This is a genomic window from Ulvibacter sp. 2305UL32-6 (assembly GCF_058148545.1).
On the sequence record NZ_JBYVKA010000003.1, the window covers coordinates 474,293 to 491,624 of the forward strand.

The 17,332-nt window shown below is 38.8% G+C and carries 21 protein-coding genes and 1 tRNA gene; 9 read left to right on the plus strand and 13 right to left on the minus strand.

The annotated features are described in order from the left end of the window. Positions 1 to 9: 9 nt before the first annotated feature. From ACY2RU_RS11865 to ACY2RU_RS11890, 6 genes are all read left to right on the plus strand, one after another. Positions 10 to 408: a DoxX family membrane protein gene (locus tag ACY2RU_RS11865; RefSeq protein ID WP_490138678.1), complete on the plus strand. Its 399-nt coding sequence runs from the start codon at positions 10 to 12 to the stop codon at positions 406 to 408. A 100-nt stretch (positions 409 to 508) separates the two neighbouring features. Continuing rightward, entirely contained in the window at positions 509 to 883 is a 375-nt protein-coding gene (locus ACY2RU_RS11870) for a DoxX family membrane protein (protein ID WP_490138679.1), read from the plus strand. Between the two features lie 79 nt (positions 884 to 962). Beyond that, positions 963 to 3,128 (plus strand): prolyl oligopeptidase family serine peptidase, encoded by a 2,166-nt coding sequence (locus ACY2RU_RS11875; RefSeq protein ID WP_490138680.1) that lies wholly within the window; start codon positions 963 to 965, stop codon positions 3,126 to 3,128. A 69-nt stretch (positions 3,129 to 3,197) separates the two neighbouring features. Further along, positions 3,198 to 4,151 (plus strand): ABC transporter ATP-binding protein, encoded by a 954-nt coding sequence (locus tag ACY2RU_RS11880; RefSeq protein ID WP_490138681.1) that lies wholly within the window; start codon positions 3,198 to 3,200, stop codon positions 4,149 to 4,151. A gap of 72 nt (positions 4,152 to 4,223) precedes the next feature. Then, positions 4,224 to 4,592 carry a hypothetical protein gene (locus ACY2RU_RS11885; RefSeq protein WP_490138682.1) on the plus strand — a complete coding sequence of 123 codons (369 nt, stop codon included), beginning with the start codon at positions 4,224 to 4,226 and terminating at the stop codon, positions 4,590 to 4,592. Positions 4,593 to 4,663: 71 nt separating this feature from the next. Continuing rightward, complete coding sequence (locus ACY2RU_RS11890; protein WP_490138683.1) at positions 4,664 to 5,191, plus strand: hypothetical protein; 528 nt, start codon at positions 4,664 to 4,666, stop codon at positions 5,189 to 5,191. Positions 5,192 to 5,205: 14 nt separating this feature from the next. On the opposite strand, the gene ACY2RU_RS11895 is transcribed toward ACY2RU_RS11890, so the two are convergent. From ACY2RU_RS11895 to pdxA, 9 genes are all read right to left on the minus strand, one after another. After that, the gene (locus ACY2RU_RS11895; RefSeq protein WP_490138684.1) at positions 5,206 to 5,664 is read right to left on the minus strand and encodes a 3-oxoacyl-ACP synthase; all 459 of its coding nucleotides are present in this window, start codon (positions 5,662 to 5,664) and stop codon (positions 5,206 to 5,208) included. Positions 5,665 to 5,676: 12 nt separating this feature from the next. Further along, entirely contained in the window at positions 5,677 to 6,351 is a 675-nt protein-coding gene (mtgA, locus tag ACY2RU_RS11900; protein ID WP_490138685.1) for a monofunctional biosynthetic peptidoglycan transglycosylase, read from the minus strand. Between the two features lie 42 nt (positions 6,352 to 6,393). After that, positions 6,394 to 7,512 carry an NAD(P)/FAD-dependent oxidoreductase gene (locus ACY2RU_RS11905; protein WP_490138686.1) on the minus strand — a complete coding sequence of 373 codons (1,119 nt, stop codon included), beginning with the start codon at positions 7,510 to 7,512 and terminating at the stop codon, positions 6,394 to 6,396. 328 nt (positions 7,513 to 7,840) lie between these two features. Next, positions 7,841 to 9,193, minus strand: a complete 1,353-nt coding sequence (accC, locus tag ACY2RU_RS11910; protein ID WP_490138687.1) for an acetyl-CoA carboxylase biotin carboxylase subunit — start codon at positions 9,191 to 9,193, stop codon at positions 7,841 to 7,843. A 77-nt stretch (positions 9,194 to 9,270) separates the two neighbouring features. Then, positions 9,271 to 9,753: an acetyl-CoA carboxylase biotin carboxyl carrier protein gene (gene accB, locus ACY2RU_RS11915; protein WP_490138688.1), complete on the minus strand. Its 483-nt coding sequence runs from the start codon at positions 9,751 to 9,753 to the stop codon at positions 9,271 to 9,273. A gap of 34 nt (positions 9,754 to 9,787) precedes the next feature. Then, positions 9,788 to 10,786, minus strand: coding sequence for a beta-ketoacyl-ACP synthase III (locus ACY2RU_RS11920; protein WP_490138689.1), 999 nt, complete (start codon positions 10,784 to 10,786; stop codon positions 9,788 to 9,790). A 180-nt stretch (positions 10,787 to 10,966) separates the two neighbouring features. After that, positions 10,967 to 11,164 carry a 50S ribosomal protein L32 gene (gene rpmF, locus ACY2RU_RS11925; RefSeq protein ID WP_116694094.1) on the minus strand — a complete coding sequence of 66 codons (198 nt, stop codon included), beginning with the start codon at positions 11,162 to 11,164 and terminating at the stop codon, positions 10,967 to 10,969. A 10-nt stretch (positions 11,165 to 11,174) separates the two neighbouring features. After that, positions 11,175 to 11,723, minus strand: coding sequence for a YceD family protein (locus tag ACY2RU_RS11930; RefSeq protein WP_490138690.1), 549 nt, complete (start codon positions 11,721 to 11,723; stop codon positions 11,175 to 11,177). A 78-nt stretch (positions 11,724 to 11,801) separates the two neighbouring features. Beyond that, the gene (pdxA, locus tag ACY2RU_RS11935) at positions 11,802 to 12,866 is read right to left on the minus strand and encodes a 4-hydroxythreonine-4-phosphate dehydrogenase PdxA (protein ID WP_490138691.1); all 1,065 of its coding nucleotides are present in this window, start codon (positions 12,864 to 12,866) and stop codon (positions 11,802 to 11,804) included. 58 nt (positions 12,867 to 12,924) lie between these two features. On the opposite strand from pdxA, the gene ACY2RU_RS11940 reads away from it, so the two are divergent. Beyond that, on the plus strand, positions 12,925 to 13,515 hold the full coding sequence (locus ACY2RU_RS11940; RefSeq protein ID WP_490138692.1) for a riboflavin synthase: 591 nt from the start codon (positions 12,925 to 12,927) through the stop codon (positions 13,513 to 13,515). Here the strand turns inward: ACY2RU_RS11940 and ACY2RU_RS11945 are convergent. The 3 genes from ACY2RU_RS11945 to mce all read right to left on the minus strand — a co-directional run bounded on the left by ACY2RU_RS11945 (position 13,496) and on the right by mce (position 14,607). Next, positions 13,496 to 13,720 carry a hypothetical protein gene (locus ACY2RU_RS11945; protein ID WP_490138693.1) on the minus strand — a complete coding sequence of 75 codons (225 nt, stop codon included), beginning with the start codon at positions 13,718 to 13,720 and terminating at the stop codon, positions 13,496 to 13,498. The two genes, ACY2RU_RS11940 and ACY2RU_RS11945, sit on opposite strands and share 20 nt — an antisense overlap. Before the next feature lie 242 nt (positions 13,721 to 13,962). Next, positions 13,963 to 14,036 (minus strand) — tRNA-Ile (locus tag ACY2RU_RS11950). A 160-nt stretch (positions 14,037 to 14,196) separates the two neighbouring features. After that, positions 14,197 to 14,607 (minus strand): methylmalonyl-CoA epimerase, encoded by a 411-nt coding sequence (gene mce, locus ACY2RU_RS11955; protein WP_490138694.1) that lies wholly within the window; start codon positions 14,605 to 14,607, stop codon positions 14,197 to 14,199. Between the two features lie 83 nt (positions 14,608 to 14,690). Between mce and rbfA the strand changes: the two genes are divergently transcribed. Both rbfA and ACY2RU_RS11965 read left to right on the plus strand, forming a co-directional pair. Further along, positions 14,691 to 15,086 (plus strand): 30S ribosome-binding factor RbfA, encoded by a 396-nt coding sequence (gene rbfA / locus ACY2RU_RS11960; RefSeq protein ID WP_490138695.1) that lies wholly within the window; start codon positions 14,691 to 14,693, stop codon positions 15,084 to 15,086. Then, positions 15,087 to 16,286: an ABC transporter permease gene (locus ACY2RU_RS11965; protein WP_490138696.1), complete on the plus strand. Its 1,200-nt coding sequence runs from the start codon at positions 15,087 to 15,089 to the stop codon at positions 16,284 to 16,286. It abuts the gene before it with no gap. A 9-nt stretch (positions 16,287 to 16,295) separates the two neighbouring features. Here the strand turns inward: ACY2RU_RS11965 and dusB are convergent, their stop codons facing one another. Beyond that, the gene (gene dusB, locus ACY2RU_RS11970) at positions 16,296 to 17,288 is read right to left on the minus strand and encodes a tRNA dihydrouridine synthase DusB (protein ID WP_490138697.1); all 993 of its coding nucleotides are present in this window, start codon (positions 17,286 to 17,288) and stop codon (positions 16,296 to 16,298) included. Between the last annotated feature and the right edge of the window lie 44 nt (positions 17,289 to 17,332).

Here is a 17,332-nt window from a genome sequence, read left to right on the forward strand (position 1 = left end):
ATATTATTTATGAAAATTTTTCACACCGTTTTATATATCGGCCTCGGAGTTATGCTCCTTGCCTTTGGCTTGAATAAATTTTTTTGGTTTATGCCCGATTTTGACTTTACGGGCTACCCTGAAGCAGCATATCTTTTTACATCGCTTCGCTATTCTTGGTCTGAATCTGTGGGCAAAGGTTATATTATGAGTTTAGTTGGACTCACAGAAGCCTTCGTAGGCGTTTTACTTATTTTGAGAAAATGGGTGCCTTTTGCACTCGTTGTTCTCGTTCCTATTTCAGTAAATATTGTTTTATTCCACGCATTCATAAATCTGCCAAACATTGGTCCAGCACTTTTAGTAGCACTTTTAAATGCTTATCTAATGTTCCTTCATTGGGATGTATATAAAAAGTTATTTACGTAAATAGCTGTTTTACAAACACTTATGGTGTTAATTAACTTTTAAATAACGGGTCTTTATTTTTTAAGTATATTTAATAGGTATAACACTAATCCAACTACCTATGAATTCGACCTTTACCACCATCGTTCGTCTCGTTTTGGCACTTATTCTCATACTTTTTGGTGCAAACAAATTTTTTGGCTTTATCCCTATGTTTGAGATGCCCCCAGCAGGAGCAAATTTTATTGAATCACTAAACACTTCAGGCTATGTATTATATGTTGTAGGCGTATTAGAGATCATCATTGGCTTGCTTCTTTTGCTAAAAAAATGGGTTCCTTTTGCATTAATCTTACTTGCGCCTATCACATTTAACATATTATTGTTTCATCTGTTCTTAGATGTTTCTGATATTTGGGTGGCAATTGTGATCGTTGCACTTAACACGATCTTAATTTATAAATATTGGAAGGCTTATAGACCGCTGTTTCAATAAAACAATAGAAAAAACCGACTGTCTTAGATCTATAACACATGGATTGAAACCACTAGTACTACAACTAATTATAGAAAAAATGAAGAAGCTTATTATTCCAATGATTGCCGTGCTAAGCGTGATAGCCTGTAAAGAAGAAACTAAAACCCCAGAAACAGTCGCCGTGACCTACCACAATACTAAAAAAGTTGATACCGTTGATACCTACTTCGGAACAGATGTTCAAGATCCATATCGTTGGTTGGAAGATGATCGAAGTGAAGAAACCGGTGAATGGGTAAAAGCACAAAATGAAACTACCTTTGGGTACTTAGATAATATTCCTTTTCGAGAAGATCTTAAGAACCGATTAACAGAATTGTGGAATTACGAAAAAGTAAGCGCTCCATTTAAAGAAGGGGATTATACCTACTTTTATAAAAACGATGGCCTTCAAAACCAATTTGTGATCTATCGCTATAAAACAACCGAAGACCCTTCAACAGCAAGCGTATTTCTCGACCCGAATACATTTTCCGATGATGGAACCATTTCTTTGGGCGGACTAAGCTTTTCTAAAGATGGAAGTTTGGCTGCTTATAGTATTTCTGAAGGAGGAAGTGATTGGAGAAAGGCACTTGTGATGAACACCGAAACCAACGAATTGGTAGGTGACACCATAAAAGATATTAAGTTTAGTCAGATCTCATGGCTGAAAAACGATGGTTTCTATTACTCAAGCTATGAAAAGCCAGAAGGGAGCGAACTTTCAGCAAAAACCGATCAACATCGCGTTTTCTATCATAAATTAGGAACAAGCCAAAAAGAAGACAAATTGGTTTATGGCGGAACTCCTGAAGAAAAACACCGCTACTGCTACGCTGGTCCAACAGAAGATGGAAAATACCTAGTTTTAACCGCGAGCGTATCAACTTCTGGTAACAAATTATTTATCAAAGATCTCGAGAAGTCAAATAGCAAGTTTGTAACTGTTTTAAATGATACTGATAGTGATTCATATGTGATGGAAAATGTAGGATCTAAATTGTACATTTTCACCAACCGCAACGCTCCAAATGGGAAGATCGTTACCGTAGATGCTGCTAACCCTGGACCCGATAATTGGAAAGTCCTTATTCCCGAAACCGAAAACGTACTTAGTGCAAGCACCGCAGGAGGTTCAATTTTTGCAACTTATATGGTTGATGCTGTTTCTAAAGTATTACAATATGACTACGACGGAAAACTCGTCCGTGAAGTTAAATTACCCGGAATTGGAAGTGCTGGTGGATTTAATGCGAAGATGGAGGACACAGAGACCTATTACAGTTTTACAAACTATGTTACTCCTGGAAGTATTTATAAATACAATATTAAAGATGGAACTTCCGAGCTTTTCAAAAAAGCTGATATTGATTTCAATCCAGATGACTACGAAAGCAAACAGGTGTTTTACAGCTCTAAAGACGGAACCAAAGTTCCTATGATCATTACCTATAAAAAAGGCATTGAGCTGAATGGTAAGAATCCAACTATTCTTTATGGCTATGGTGGTTTCAATATAAGTTTAACGCCTAGCTTCAGTATTGCCAATGCCGTGTGGATGGAACAAGGTGGAATTTATGCAGTGCCAAACCTTCGTGGTGGTGGCGAATACGGTAAAAAATGGCATGATGCTGGAACGCAAATGAAGAAGCAGAACGTTTTTGACGACTTTATCGCTGCTGCAGAATATCTTATCGATAATAAGTATACCTCTAAAGAATATCTTGCCATCCGTGGAGGTTCTAACGGTGGCTTACTCGTGGGTGCAACTATGACACAACGCCCCGATTTGATGCAGGTTGCTTTACCAGCCGTAGGTGTTTTAGATATGCTTCGCTATCACACCTTTACCGCAGGGGCTGGTTGGGCATACGACTATGGTACTGCCGAACAGAGTAAAGAAATGTTTGAATATTTAAAAGGTTACTCTCCTGTACACAACGTAAAACCGGGTGTTTCATATCCTGCAACTTTAGTGACCACAGGTGATCACGACGATCGTGTAGTGCCTGCGCATAGTTTTAAATTTGCTGCAGAATTACAAGAAAAACAAGCAGGTACAAATCCGGTGCTCATTCGTATTGAGACCGATGCGGGTCATGGCGCAGGAACACCAGTAAGCAAAACAATAGAACAATATGCCGATATCTTTGGTTTTACACTCTATAACATGGGCTATAAAGTGCTTCCGAAGAAAATAAACGATGGCGTAAAAAAATAAGTACTAATTATCAATTGTAAAGGTTGTCATGTGGCTCAGGTCAAGATTGACAACCTTTTTATTTCATATATGCTAAACGTAGCCATTTCATCATTTGCTTACGAAAAACGCCCAATTTTAAGCGACATCTCTTTTACACTAGAAAAAGGAGAGCATCTAGCGATTTTAGGCGAAAGTGGCTGCGGAAAGTCTACATTGCTGCATCTCATTTACGGACTGCTACCGCTGGATAATGCCACCATCACGTGGAACGAACAAGCGCTATTAGGCTCAAAACACAACCTTATTCCTGGTGAATTATTTATAAAGCTCGTGGCCCAAGAGTTTAACGTGATGCCGTTTATTTCGGTGGCCGAAAATATTGCAACACATCTTCCGAGATTAGATGCAAATGCAGATATGGCACGTGTTGACGAACTGCTGGAAGTAGTTGACCTCACTGCGTTTAAAGATGTGCATGTAAAGAACTTGAGCGGCGGACAAAAACAGCGTGTGGCGCTTGCGAAAGCACTAGCCCAAGAACCTGAAATTTTATTGCTCGATGAGCCTTTTAGTCATATTGATACCTTTCGGAAAAACGCCTTACGTCGGGATCTTTTTGCGTATTTAAAAAAGAAAAATATTTCTTGTATTACAGCCACCCACGATGCAGATGAAGCTCTAACATTTGCGGATACCCTCATGATCCTCGATAAAGGTACTGTGGTGCGCTACGGAAAACCACAAAACATCTATTCTTCTCTTAAAACAACTTATGAGGCGGGATTCTTCGGAGATGTAAATATGCTTCCAAAACGCTTATTTACTTCGGAAAGTGATCCTTCTGAAATGTTACTACTATTACCGCATCAACTGACTATTTCCGAAGAAAAAACACCACTTAAAGTGACTGTTTTAAAATCGTATTACAAAGGAAGCCATTATCTTATTGAAGCCGCTTCCGAAGAAAAAACGCTGTTTTTCGAACATCCCATTGAAATAAAGAGCAAAACTAAAATATTCCTTCAAATTCATCCCGAATAATGCCAAATAGCAATATTTGACACACCCCTTTACGTCCTAGAAGTACATTTGAGCAATACTAAATCTAAACTCATGTATTCTAAACACATTTTTTTGCTTGTAATGCTAGCTGGCATTCTTAGCTGTTGTAGTAAAAAAGACGACAGTGATGATGATGATCCTTCTGGAGATAGCGGTAGCCTCACTTTTTACAAAACAGAGATCTTTCCGTGTAATACCATTACTATTACCCTTACAGATAGCAATGGTGATGAATCTTCTGGCACGCTAAATGGATCTGCCGTGGTTACAGGGACACCACAATGCGATGTTCCCAACACCTTTACCTTCCTCAATTTAAGTTATGGAGCCTATACTTTTGAATATACTTGTGCCGCCACTACAAAAGAAGGACAATTTAGCATTAATAGTGATTGCAAAACAATTTTGATGATCAACTGACGCTAATTATTGGGCTAGGGCTTTAAAACCTGCCTGTCTTAATTTTTGTACTTTAGAGTAAAGTTCTTATCATGAAAAACCTAAAATACTCGCTCGTTTTATTCGCTTTTAGTGTGGCCACGCTATATAGCCAAACACCCGAAGAAAAATATCTCTCGAAAGTGCAAACCCTTGACAGCACCATAGAAACTCTCTACGCGGTTATTTCTGGCGAAAAAGGAGAGGAACGCAATTGGGAATTGTTTCGATATTTATTTAAGCCTGATGCAAAATTGATTCCATCTAACAAAAGCAAAGACAGCATCATAGATGTAAACTATATGACTCCTAGTGACTATATTGAGGTTGGCGGGTCTTGGCTTATTGAAAACGGTTTTTTTGAAAAAGAGATCTCTCGAAAAGCAGAAACGTTTGGCGCCGTAACACATGTTTTTAGTACATATGAGTCGTTTCGTAGCGCAAAAGACGCTAAGCCCTTTATGCGCGGAATTAATAGCATACAGCTCTTAGATGACGGCCATAGATGGTGGGTGATCAATATTTATTGGATGAGCGAAAATGAAGAGAATCCCATTCCGAAGCAATATTTACAACAGTAAGTCGTCGCGACTTATTATTTTACACTAGTGATCTTATGTTCCTTCCCGTTAAACACAATGTGATCTCCTTTTTTCTTTCCTGATAGAAGCTGTCCAATAGGTGATTGTAAGGCAACACAAAAATAATGTGTTTTACTCACCACCATATCTCCTATAGAAATACTAAGGAAATAAGTGGCTTTATCTGTATAAACGAGGCTTCCAAGGCGTGCATAATCGGAAGTTGCCTTTACATCAATACGTGGCAAAAGCTGTTGTAACTTCTCTATTTCATGTAATTGCTTACCCGCGTTTTCACGATCAATTTGGAGCATGGCTCTACCTGTTTCATGCTTATCGCCAGCACTACTTTTAGACTCTTCCATCAGCGATTCTTCAATATCGGCAATGGTTTGTTTTACCTTACTAAAGCGCTTTCCAACAAAGTCTTTACAAGCTTCAAGAAGCGCAGATTTTATTTCGGTGACGGTCATAATTACAGCGGGTTATTCGAGGCTAAATGTACCATAATTTCGCATCTGTTTTACAATCCATTGAGCGCGTTTTTCAACATAAAGTGACGGCGGATTGGCGCGATAATTCCTAGGATTGGGGAGTATGGCAGCGAGACAAGCGGCTTCATGCTGACTCAGGTCATTGGCGTCTTTTTGAAACCAATGCTGGGTTGCGGCCTGTGCGCCATAAACACCATTGCCCATTTCAATACTGTTTAAATACACTTCGAGAATACGCTCTTTCGTCCAAATTTGCTCTATCAAAAATGTAAACCAAGATTCTAAGCCTTTTCGTAGCCAACTTCTATCAGGCCATAAAAAGGCATTCTTTGCTGTTTGCTGTGAAATAGTACTTCCGCCTCGTAAACGTTTCCCTTGCTGATTCGATTTAAACGCTTTTTCTATAGCTGCTCTATCAAAGCCGTTGTGGCTACTAAATTTTTGATCTTCGGCACAAACTACGGCTAATTGTAAATAGGGGGAAATCTCCTTAATTGAAACCCACGTATGTTTAATTTCGTGATCATCGGTCGCATCAATAGAACGAATGACCATCAAAGGCGTATACGACACAGGAACGTACTTATAAATGACCACCCACAAAATACTGAGTAGCATTAAGCCTATGACGAGTTTAACGATAAATTTGAAAAATTTTCTGATCATTCGGTACGCGTACATTTCTTTAGTCGAAACGTTTTTTTAGATTCAATCGATTAGATGTGCAAGCTCTTTTCCTATAGTACTGCCAATGGCAACGCCCATTCCTCCTAAACGTACGCCACAATAAACCCGAGGCATTACTTCTTTCACAATTGGCTTCTTTTGTTGTCCAACGCCCATTATCCCGCTCCATCGCATGTCAATTTCAAACGGTGTGTTGGGAAGTATTGTTGTGCGAAGCACTTCCTCAAGCTGATCTTGAACTAATTCGGTGAGGCCCATTTGGGTTGTTTCTTCAGTTTTAAAGTCAAGATTTCTTCCGCCGCCAAAAAGCACACGATCGTGAATATTTCTAAAATAATAATAGCCTTTATCCAAATGGAACGTTCCTTCCAAAGGCAAATTAGCAATGGGTTTGGTGATCAAAACCTGTGCGCGTGCTGGCACAACATCTAGCGATAAAAATTGCTTTGCAAATCCGTTAGTGGCAATAAAAACGTTTTTGGCACTGATCTCTTCGGAAATATTTGTGGAAAGTATAGCACTTTCATTTCCTTTGGAAATACCCGTTATTTCTACACTATTCAATATTTTGATATTGGCTTCGGAAGCTTTCTGAAGCAACCCGAACATCATTTTTCCTGTGTCTATTTGTCCTTCAAAACGATTATGGATCAAATTGGAATGAATGTTCCCAAACCCGAAACTATTTTTTCTTTCAGTAAAAACATCCGTTCCAAAAACAGGTTTCAATAGTTGGTTGACATAAGGTATCTTGGACGAGCATTCCGAATACAATTCGCTGTCTTTTTCTGAAAAAAGTTCGTAGCCACCATGTTCCTGATAATCTAAGGTCGCATCTCCTACAAAACTGCGAAGCCGTTTAAGTCCGTCAACACGTGCTTCCACCAACTGAATCACTTCGGCTTCCGAATGATGGGCGAGATCCTCTAAAATTTCAGAAATACTTCCGAAGCAAGCAAAACCAGCATTTTTAGTACTTGCTCCACTAGGGAGTATACCTCGTTCCAACACAACTATATTGGCTTTGGGATGCTTCTCGCGAAGTGTCAATGCACAAGTAAGCCCTACAATGCCACTACCAATAATAGCAAAATCAACGTCTGTTAGCCACGTTTTACGTTCCCAATAGGAGAAATTCATACACGATGTTTTTTTCTGAAAAATACGATAAGACCAATCAAAATGACTGGAATCGCAAGCGCAAAATACAGTTTAAAATATAGGATCAAGAACCCAGTAATAGCAGCTATCACTATAAATAGAATTATATAGTTGATTGCTGTATTCATCTTCTTTTTGTAAAAGCCGTCAACCAAGAATACAAATAGCGGTATTGCCGAGATTAGCATGAGTATGTCAAAATATTTTAGCATACTGGAAGATACAAATTACCAGAATTAAAAAATCCAGAATCGACTTTGATTCTGGATTTTTTAATAAAATTCTTAGCAGTGTAACATGCTAATTACTATTCTTCCTCTGGCTCATTCATTTGCCAAGTGTTCATAAATGCCGTGGTGTAATTACCAGCAACATAGTCTGGATGATCCATCAACTGACGGTGGAACGGAATAGTTGTTTTAATTCCTTCGATGACAAACTCGTCTAAGGCACGTTTCATTTTGCTTATTGCTTCTTCCCGTGTTTGGGCCGTAGTAATAAGTTTTGCGATCATTGAATCGTAGTTTGGAGGAATAGAGTATCCCGCATACACATGTGTGTCAAGACGTACACCGTGCCCGCCTGGCGCATGTAAAACGGTGATTTTTCCTGGCGAAGGTCTAAAGCCATTGTAAGGATCTTCAGCGTTGATTCTACATTCGATGGAGTGTAGTTTTGGTAAGTAGTTCTTTCCTGAAATAGGAATTCCTGCTGCTACCATGATCTGCTCACGGATCAAGTCGAAATCGATCACCTGTTCGGTAATTGGATGCTCTACCTGAATACGTGTATTCATTTCCATAAAGTAGAAATTTCGATGCTTATCGACCAAAAATTCTACGGTTCCAGCACCTTCGTATTTAATATATTCGGCTGCTTTTACAGCGGCTAGCCCCATATCATTCCGAAGTTTATCGGTCATAAACGGACTCGGAGTTTCTTCGGTCAACTTCTGATGACGTCTTTGAATAGAACAATCACGCTCGCTAAGATGACAAGCTCTTCCCGTACTATCTCCAACAATTTGTATTTCAATATGTCTTGGCTCTTCGATGAGTTTTTCCATGTACATATCGTCATTTCCGAAGGCAGCTTTACTTTCTTGACGGGCAGAATCCCACGCGTCTTGAAGATCTTCAGCTTTATATACAGCACGCATTCCTTTTCCACCACCACCAGCACTTGCTTTAAGCATCACGGGGTATCCAGTTTCTTTGGCTACTTTCTTACATGTTTTAAAATCTGGGATCACGCCTTCACTCCCTGGAACAACCGGCACACCCGCTTCGATCATGGTGCTTTTGGCCATGGCCTTATCTCCCATTCTATCGATCATGTCTGGAGAAGCCCCAATAAATTTAATATTGTGCTCTTCACAGATCTTAGAAAACTTGGCGTTTTCAGAAAGAAATCCGTATCCAGGATGTATTGCATCAGCATTGGTGATCTCGGCAGCAGCAATAATATTAGACATCTTTAGATAGCTCTCACTACTTGGAGCAGAACCAATACATACTGCTTCATCAGCAAATTTTACATGCAGACTTTCTTCATCAGCCTTTGAATAAACGGCAACCGATTTGATTCCCATTTCTCTACAGGTTCGAATTACACGTAGTGCAATTTCACCCCTATTCGCAATTAATATTTTTTTGAACATAGTTTTTGAAATTTCAAAACCCAAAAATTCAATCATGAAGAATCATGACAGAATATCGGACTGTTGTTGGTTTGAACTTACGAAGGATCAACCAAGAAAAGTGGCTGGTCAAATTCTACAGGGGAAGAATCATCCACAAGGACTTTTACGATTTTTCCTGAAATTTCACTTTCGATCTCGTTAAAAAGTTTCATGGCTTCGATCACGCAAAGCACATCGCCTGTGCCAATTGTATCGCCCACTTCTACAAACATAGGTTTGTCTGGAGAAGGTTTACGATAGAATGTTCCAATAATTGGAGACTTAACAGTAATAAATTTTGACTCTTCACTAGCGGCAGCTGTTTGTGCAGCGGGAGCTGTGCTTTCGGCGGCAGGTGCAGCCTGCATTTGTTGTGGTGCCGCAGTCATTGCTGGCATTTGGTGAATATAGGTTGTTTCCCCTTTTTCATCATGTCCGGTTTTGATGGTGATCTTAATATCTTCCATCTCCAGTTTTACTTCACTGGCTCCAGATTTAGCCACAAACTTGATTAAATTTTGAATGTCTTTTAACTCCATTGTCTTTTAGGTTTTAAGCTGATGTTTAGTAGTATTATTCGCTGTCGTATGCCCATTTTACATATACAGCACCCCAAGTGAATCCACCTCCAAAGGAGGCAAAAACGAGGTTATCTCCTTTTTTTAATTGTTTTTCGTAATCACAAAGGCAAAGTGGAAGTGTTGCCGATGTAGTATTTCCGTATTTATGGATGTTGACCATGACTTTTTCTTCCGGAAGATTCATTCGCTTTGCGGTAGCATCAATAATACGTTTGTTTGCCTGATGTGGTACAAGCCAAGCGATATCATTTGAAGTAAGATTGTTTCGCTCCATGATCTTTCCACTCACGTCGGCCATATTAGAAACTGCAAATTTGAAAACCGTTTTTCCGTCTTGAAAAACATAATGTTGTTTATTAGCAACTGTTTCTGCTGAAGCTGGTAAAATAGAACCTCCTGCATCGATCTTAAGACTTTGTCTTCCTATTCCATCGGTGCGTAAATATTCATCTTTTACGCCATAGCCTTCGGTATTGGGCTCAAATAAAACAGCTCCACCACCATCTCCAAAGATGATGCATGTTGCTCGGTCTTCATAGTCTATGATTGAAGACATTTTATCGGCACCTAATAGCAGTACTTTTTTGTATTTTCCAGACTCAATATAGCGTGCTGCAGTTGACATTCCGAAGAGAAAACTAGAACATGCAGCGACAAGATCATATGAAAAAGCGTTTACGGCACCAATCTCAGTAGCTACGTAAACGCCGGTTGCCGCAACAGGCATATCGGGTGTGGCTGTTGCCATAATCACCATATCAATATCCCTCGGGTCTGTATTGCTTTTTTTAAGAAGATCCTTTGCTGCTTGAATGGCCAAATAGGAAGTTCCTTTGTCTTTATCTTTTAGGATATGACGCTCTTTAATTCCAGTTCGTGAAGTGATCCACTCGTCATTGGTATCAACCATGGTCTCCAAAATTTGATTGGTAAGAACATAGTCTGGAACATAGCCTCCTACAGCTGTAATCGCTGCCGTGATTGTACTCATAGATTGAATGTTATATTCAAAAAAGGGCAGAAATGCCCTTAAAAGCCTTGAAAAGTACTAAATTTTAATCAAAATAGCCGTAAAATTAACCTTTTTTGATATTTATTAAATAGAAAAAATCAGAAAACAAAAAAACTCTCACAGGAATGTGAGAGTCTATTTTGCACGCTAAAAAGCGGCTTATGCTTCTACTTCTTCGACAGCATCAATTACAATCTGACCACGGTAGTATAATTTACCTTCGTGCCAGTGTGCTCTGTGATACAAATGTGCTTCTCCTGTAGTAGGGTCTGTAGCAATTTGTGGTGCTGTAGCCTTGTAATGTGTTCTTCTTTTATCTCTTCTTGTTTTCGAGATTTTTCTTTTAGGATGTGCCATTACTTATTGTTTATTTATCCGTTAATAGTTTCTTTAAAGTATCCCATCGGGGATCTGTATCTGTGCTTTGAGCATCGTCTGAGTTATCCTTCGATCCTGTTGGGCTTAATTCTTCGAGTTTATCGAGTATGTCACTTTCTAAGGTGCCGTCTAAAACACCAGGATGAATCCGTCGACTTGGTAAACTAAGCACCATTGATTCATAAATATACTGTTGAATATTTACCTCATAACTTCCATGAGGTATGGTCAATAAATCTTCCTCTTCATCATTAAAGGTGTCGCCAAATTTTACAATAAAATGGTAACTTCCGTCAATTTCCTGATCATAAGGTTCGTTGGTCACGTCACAATTAACATTCACCGTTCCTTTATAAGTTAAGGTGAATTCTAAAAGTGTCGTTTTTTTATCCAAAAGTACATCGAGTTTAATACTTGCGTCATTAAATTCGTCATACCCAAAATGCTCAAAGAACGTATTATCAATTTCGAAGTCAAACCGGTGCTCTCCAATTTTTAATCCCACAAATGGAATCGTAAATTCTTTCAGTTCTTTCATATTCACACCAATTATACATCTCCACCTTACGAATAAGGCGGGTGCAAAGATAAAAAAATATTTTAATAGGGAATTATTTTATTCGTTCTTTTTTGAATAGGTTTTTCTTCTATTCGTCCGCAACGGATTTTTTGATATTTCTGCGTATTGAGCTCGCTTTTCAAAAATGCTAATTGCGCTGTATATGGCTTCTTTAAACGAATCTGCATTCGCCACGTTCTTACCAGCCACATCGAAAGCTGTTCCGTGATCTGGAGAAGTGCGCACAGCGCTTAGTCCTGCTGTAAAATTAACACCTGATCCAAAAGCAAGCGTTTTAAAGGGAATCAAGCCTTGGTCGTGATAGGACGCTATGATCACATCAAAATTCTTATAATTTCCCGATCCAAAAAAGCTGTCGGCTGCATATGGGCCAAAAACTAGTTTGCCGTTGTTTCTCAAGTTATCTAGCGTAGGTTTTAAGATTGCGTCATCCTCTGTTCCAATAACGCCATTATCGCCAACATGTGGGTTTATTCCTAATACAGCGATTTTCGGTTTTACAATTCCAAAATCTTGAATCATAGATTTATGCACTGTATTGATCTTCTTTTCAATCAATTCACGGGTAATATAGCTTGATACGTCTTTAACCGGGACATGATCTGTAAGTAGCCCTACACGTAATCCTTCAGAAATCATCAACATCATGCTATCTCCTTCTAATTCTTGTGCAAGGTAGTCTGTGTGCCCAGGAAATTTAAAGTCGTCTGATTGAACCGCTGCTTTGTGAATAGGAGCCGTAACTAAAACATCGATCTTTTTCTCCTTTAGCGCTTTTACTGCAGCCGATAAGGACTTGATCGCGTAAGCTCCAATTGCAGTCTCTTCTTTTCCAAATTCAATCGCTACTGGTTCTTTCCAAACGTTAAACACGTTTATCTTCTTCGGAAGGATCTTGTCAAGAGAATCTATGCCATGAAAATTAATATCTAATTGATATTCTTTTTTAAAAAATGACATCGTCTTGACTGAAGCAAAAATCACGGGTGTACACAAATCAAGCATTCTAGTGTCTTGGAATGTTTTTAACACAACTTCACTGCCAATTCCGTTTAAGTCGCCAATTGAAATCCCAACTACTATTTTATTCTCTTTGCTCATGCGCTTGCTCTCTGCTTATATTCGTATTTTTGCTCTACAAATGTAACTAATTGTAATCATGTTTACAGGAATTATTGAAGCTATTGGGGAAATTAACGATCTCGTAAAAGAGGGAGATAACCTTCATATAACAGTAAAAAGCTCGCTTGCCCCCTCTCTCAAGATAGACCAAAGTGTCTCACATAATGGCGTATGTCTTACCGTGGTTGAATTAAAACCGAATGCTTATGTAGTAACGGCCATTAAAGAGACAATCGAAAAAACCAATGTTTCCAGTTGGAAACTAGGCGATATTGTGAATTTGGAGCGCGCTATGAAATTGGGCGATCGACTAGACGGGCACATCGTTCAGGGTCATGTTGATCAAACTGCAACATGTATAAACATCAAGGAAGCTAATGGAAGTTGGTACTTCACATTTCAATATGATACCAGTCAAGGAAACCTAACAATAGAAAAAGGTTCTATTACCGTAGACGGCGTTAGTTTGACTGTGGTTGATTCTAAAAAGGATGTATTCAGTGTAGCAATTATCCCTTACACTTATAAAAACACGCGGTTCTCCTCCTACAAAACAGGTACTCTAGTAAACTTAGAGTTTGATGTCGTGGGGAAATATGTAAAAAGGCTTATGCAGGGCTATCTGTAGCACGTACTCTTTTTATGGCAATAAATATTCCATAAAAAACTCCCAACACTAGTAGTAAAATAATGGCACTGTCAATTGGCAACTCGGGCGGGGGGATTGTAGGTGGTGGCGGAGGATCTCCCCCACTAGTTAGCTGTGCTGAAGCAGAAAAACTACTTAACAAACTTAGCATAGAAATGAATATAGTTACGATTTGGGGTCGCATATTAAGGGTCTAAAGTAATATTTTTTTTTAAACAACAAACAAAATTCTATAATTATCCAAAACTTATAAACGACTATAGTATCTAAAAATTGTTATCGGCTTCAAATTTCAATCTATTCTATTCTCTCGACTTCATTCGAAACTTCAACATCTACTAGCGTTATAAATTACGCAATAAAGAGGTGTTTTGTTTTCTTTCCTCAACCTGTACTCACCAAGAATCCAACCTTGTTAAAAACTTGTGGTCCCACTTGGGCTCGAACCAAGGACCCTCTGATTATGAGTCAGATGCTCTAACCAGCTGAGCTATGGGACCGCATTCTTTTTTAAGAACTTATTCTAATTTTTTTCGTCTATACCACGGTTAAAATTACTAATTGCTTAGTTACTTATTAGGTAGAGATGGAACCAAAATTAGTTTGCAAATATAAACACTTTGCCGCTATTACAAACTTTTTATCGTTAATATTAGGTTATTACGCTCTTACACTCTTCTCTTGACAGAGTTCTACTAATACGCCTTGCGCCGATTTTGGATGTAAAAAAGCGACCAATTTATTGTCCGCACCATTTTTTGGTGTTTCATTAAGAACCACAAATCCTTCCTTTTTTAAACGTTCAATTTCACCAATTATATCATCAACAGCAAATGCTATATGGTGAATCCCTTCACCGCGTTTTTCAATAAACTTTGCAATAGGACTGTCTTTATGCATGGCTTCCAAAAGTTCAATCTTGCTGTCTCCACACTTAAAAAACGAAGTTGTAACCCCTTCACTGGCCACCTCTTCTGTCTTATAGTGTTCATAACCCAATAAACTTTTATAGACTGCGTTTGCCGTCTCAATATCCTTTACTGCTATCCCGATATGCTCAATTTTATTCATATATTCTTCATTTGACTTCAAAAATAACAAATACGCTGGGTATCTTATGTGTTGTACTATATTTATTGTAGTACTTTTGCACTATGGTAGAAAGCAATAGACAAAAAAAGATAGCAGGAGTACTTCAAAATGATCTTGCTGAAGTACTACAAAATATGCTGCGTGAAAGCGGACAATTAGGAATCATAATCTCTGTTTCCAAAGTGAATGTCACGGTAGATCTTTCAATTGCCAAAGTGTACGTAAGCGTTTTTCCTCCCAAAGGAGCTAAGGACATTGTTTCTGAACTCAATACATTAAAGCCTAAAATAAAACACCAAATCGCTCAACGTACTAAGCATCAACTTCGCAAAATGCCTGATCTTACTTTTTATAATGACGATTCGCTTGAATACATTCAGAATATAGAAAAAGCCGTTAAGGGAGAAGAAAACCCTATTCAAGATCCCGAATTATTACCCAAAAGAAGGAAAAACTAAGTGAAATTTCCGCTGTACATCGCGAAGCGGTATCTTTTTTCGAAAAGCAGTAACAATGCGATTAACGTAATAACTGGTATTGCTGCGGTTGGCGTAGTAGTGGGCGCTATGTCGTTATTCATTGTGCTTTCAGGATTTTCTGGACTGAAAGATTTTAGTCTTCAATACACCAATATATTTGATAGTGATCTTAAAATTTTTCCAGCTAGCGGCAAAACGCTTAACTTTTCTGCTGCTTCCGAAGAAAAACTCAATAAACTAGAAGGTGTTGCCGCATTTTCTAAGGTGATCGAAGAACGCGTATTTCTACAATATAAGGGCGGTCAACAAATTGCATATATTAAAGGAGTAGATAATAACTTCGGAAAAGTGAACCCGATTGATAGTATTTTGTTCCATGCCGAGTGGTTTGAACCCAACCGAGATGAAGTAGTGGTTGGTTTAGGAACCGCTGCAACTTTATCTATGGGTGTTCGCGATTATGGTGATCTATTAAATATTGTAGTTCCCAAACCCGGGTCAGGGCAAATTCTTGATCCGTCTAAAGCTTTTACCAAAGAGCGGGCAGTAGTTTCAGGTATTTACGCTGTCAATGAAGATCTGGACAGTAAATATGTGTTTTCGGATATCGATTTTGCCCGCAGGTTGCTTCTCCTGGATAGCCTCACCGTTTCTTCCATAGAGATAAAAACAACCCAAAATGCAGATGAACAGGCGATTCGCGATTCTCTAAAAGATCTTTTTTCCGAAGAAATTATTATTAAAGACCGGATTCAACAGAATGACGCTTTGTATAAAATGCTAAATACAGAAAATGTTGCGGTATATCTTATTTTCACGCTTGTACTTATAATCGCGCTTTTTAATGTGATCGGTTCTATCATCATGATGATCCTTGACAAACGCAAAAACATGAAGACACTGTATAGTTTGGGAGCGACCATTCAAGAAATTAGAGCTGTCTTCTTTCTACAAGGTACGCTAATGACAACCCTTGGCGGACTTTTAGGAATTCTACTCGGGATTATCGCCGTTGCCTGTCAATTAAAGTTTTCATTTGTACGCATTACCAGTACTTTAGCATATCCCGTTTCGCTAAACCTGATGAATGTTTTGGTTGTATTTTTTACCATCACCATTTTAGGTCTAATAGCATCAAAAATAGCATCGAGTAGGGTACGAGAAAAACTACTTGCTTAAAAAAGCGAGCTAAACAAATTGAAAGTCTTCAAATTTGTCCAGTACTTCATCAAAAGCCGCAAAAACATCGGCTGAATCATCACTAGTAACCATCTTCATTCTGTAGTCTTTAAAGTGAGGAATTCCTTTAAAATAATTGGTATAATGACGCCGGGTTTCAAAAACTCCTAGAGTTTCACCTTTCCAGTCGATCGCCATTTGCAAATGTCTTCTTGCAGCTTCAACACGTTCTGTCATGGTTGGTGGTGCGCAGTGTTTCCCAGTTTCCATAAAGTGTTTCACTTCTTTAAAAAACCAAGGGTACCCTATGCTAGCTCTCCCTATCATGGCACCGTCTAAACCGTATTTGTCGCGCATTTCGATCGCTCGTTCAGGTGTGTTTACGTCACCATTTCCAAAGACCGGAATATGCATTCGTTGATTGTTTTTTACTTCGGAAATGGGCGCCCAATCGGCATCTCCCTTATACATTTGAGCTCGGGTTCTTCCGTGGATAGAAATCGCCTTACAACCTACATCCTGCAAGCGCTCAGCAACTTCAACAATTTTTATCGAATCGTGATCCCAGCCCAAACGTGTTTTTACCGTAATAGGAAGTTTTGTGTGCTTTACCATGGCTTCAGTTAACGAAACCATAAGGTCGATATCTTTTAAAATTCCGGCACCAGCCCCTTTTGATACCACTTTCTTTACAGGACATCCGAAGTTAATATCAATAATATCTGGACCACTTGCTTCCACGATTTCTACACTTTTTAGCATAGAATCTAGTACTGCACCAAAGATCTGGATCCCTACGGGCCGTTCTTTTTCATAAATATCAAGCTTCATTACGCTTTTGGCGGCATCGCGAATTAGTCCTTCCGAAGAAATAAACTCGGTATACACCACGTCGGCGCCTTGTTCTTTACAAAGGGCACGAAACGGTGGATCGCTCACGTCCTCCATGGGTGCGAGTAATAAGGGAAATTCCCCAACATCTATATCTCCAATTTTAGCCATATGCTGCCTATCTACAGGTAATTTGATTGCAAAAATACGTAAAT

Coding starts and splice junctions, on each gene's coding strand:
- ACY2RU_RS11865 (WP_490138678.1), top strand. CDS start 10: ATGAAAATTTTTCACACCGTTTTATATATCGGCCTCGGAGTTATGCTC.
- ACY2RU_RS11870 (WP_490138679.1), top strand. CDS start 509: ATGAATTCGACCTTTACCACCATCGTTCGTCTCGTTTTGGCACTTATT.
- ACY2RU_RS11875 (WP_490138680.1), top strand. CDS start 963: ATGAAGAAGCTTATTATTCCAATGATTGCCGTGCTAAGCGTGATAGCC.
- ACY2RU_RS11880 (WP_490138681.1), top strand. CDS start 3,198: ATGCTAAACGTAGCCATTTCATCATTTGCTTACGAAAAACGCCCAATT.
- ACY2RU_RS11885 (WP_490138682.1), top strand. CDS start 4,224: ATGTATTCTAAACACATTTTTTTGCTTGTAATGCTAGCTGGCATTCTT.
- ACY2RU_RS11890 (WP_490138683.1), top strand. CDS start 4,664: ATGAAAAACCTAAAATACTCGCTCGTTTTATTCGCTTTTAGTGTGGCC.
- ACY2RU_RS11895 (WP_490138684.1), bottom strand. CDS start 5,664: ATGACCGTCACCGAAATAAAATCTGCGCTTCTTGAAGCTTGTAAAGAC.
- mtgA (WP_490138685.1), bottom strand. CDS start 6,351: ATGATCAGAAAATTTTTCAAATTTATCGTTAAACTCGTCATAGGCTTA.
- ACY2RU_RS11905 (WP_490138686.1), bottom strand. CDS start 7,512: ATGAATTTCTCCTATTGGGAACGTAAAACGTGGCTAACAGACGTTGAT.
- accC (WP_490138687.1), bottom strand. CDS start 9,193: ATGTTCAAAAAAATATTAATTGCGAATAGGGGTGAAATTGCACTACGT.
- accB (WP_490138688.1), bottom strand. CDS start 9,753: ATGGAGTTAAAAGACATTCAAAATTTAATCAAGTTTGTGGCTAAATCT.
- ACY2RU_RS11920 (WP_490138689.1), bottom strand. CDS start 10,786: ATGAGTACAATCACGGCAGCGATTACAGCTGTAGGAGGCTATGTTCCA.
- rpmF (WP_116694094.1), bottom strand. CDS start 11,164: ATGGCACATCCTAAAAGAAAAATCTCGAAAACAAGAAGAGATAAAAGA.
- ACY2RU_RS11930 (WP_490138690.1), bottom strand. CDS start 11,723: ATGAAAGAACTGAAAGAATTTACGATTCCATTTGTGGGATTAAAAATT.
- pdxA (WP_490138691.1), bottom strand. CDS start 12,866: ATGAGCAAAGAGAATAAAATAGTAGTTGGGATTTCAATTGGCGACTTA.
- ACY2RU_RS11940 (WP_490138692.1), top strand. CDS start 12,925: ATGTTTACAGGAATTATTGAAGCTATTGGGGAAATTAACGATCTCGTA.
- ACY2RU_RS11945 (WP_490138693.1), bottom strand. CDS start 13,720: ATGCGACCCCAAATCGTAACTATATTCATTTCTATGCTAAGTTTGTTA.
- mce (WP_490138694.1), bottom strand. CDS start 14,607: ATGAATAAAATTGAGCATATCGGGATAGCAGTAAAGGATATTGAGACG.
- rbfA (WP_490138695.1), top strand. CDS start 14,691: ATGGTAGAAAGCAATAGACAAAAAAAGATAGCAGGAGTACTTCAAAAT.
- dusB (WP_490138697.1), bottom strand. CDS start 17,288: ATGGCTAAAATTGGAGATATAGATGTTGGGGAATTTCCCTTATTACTC.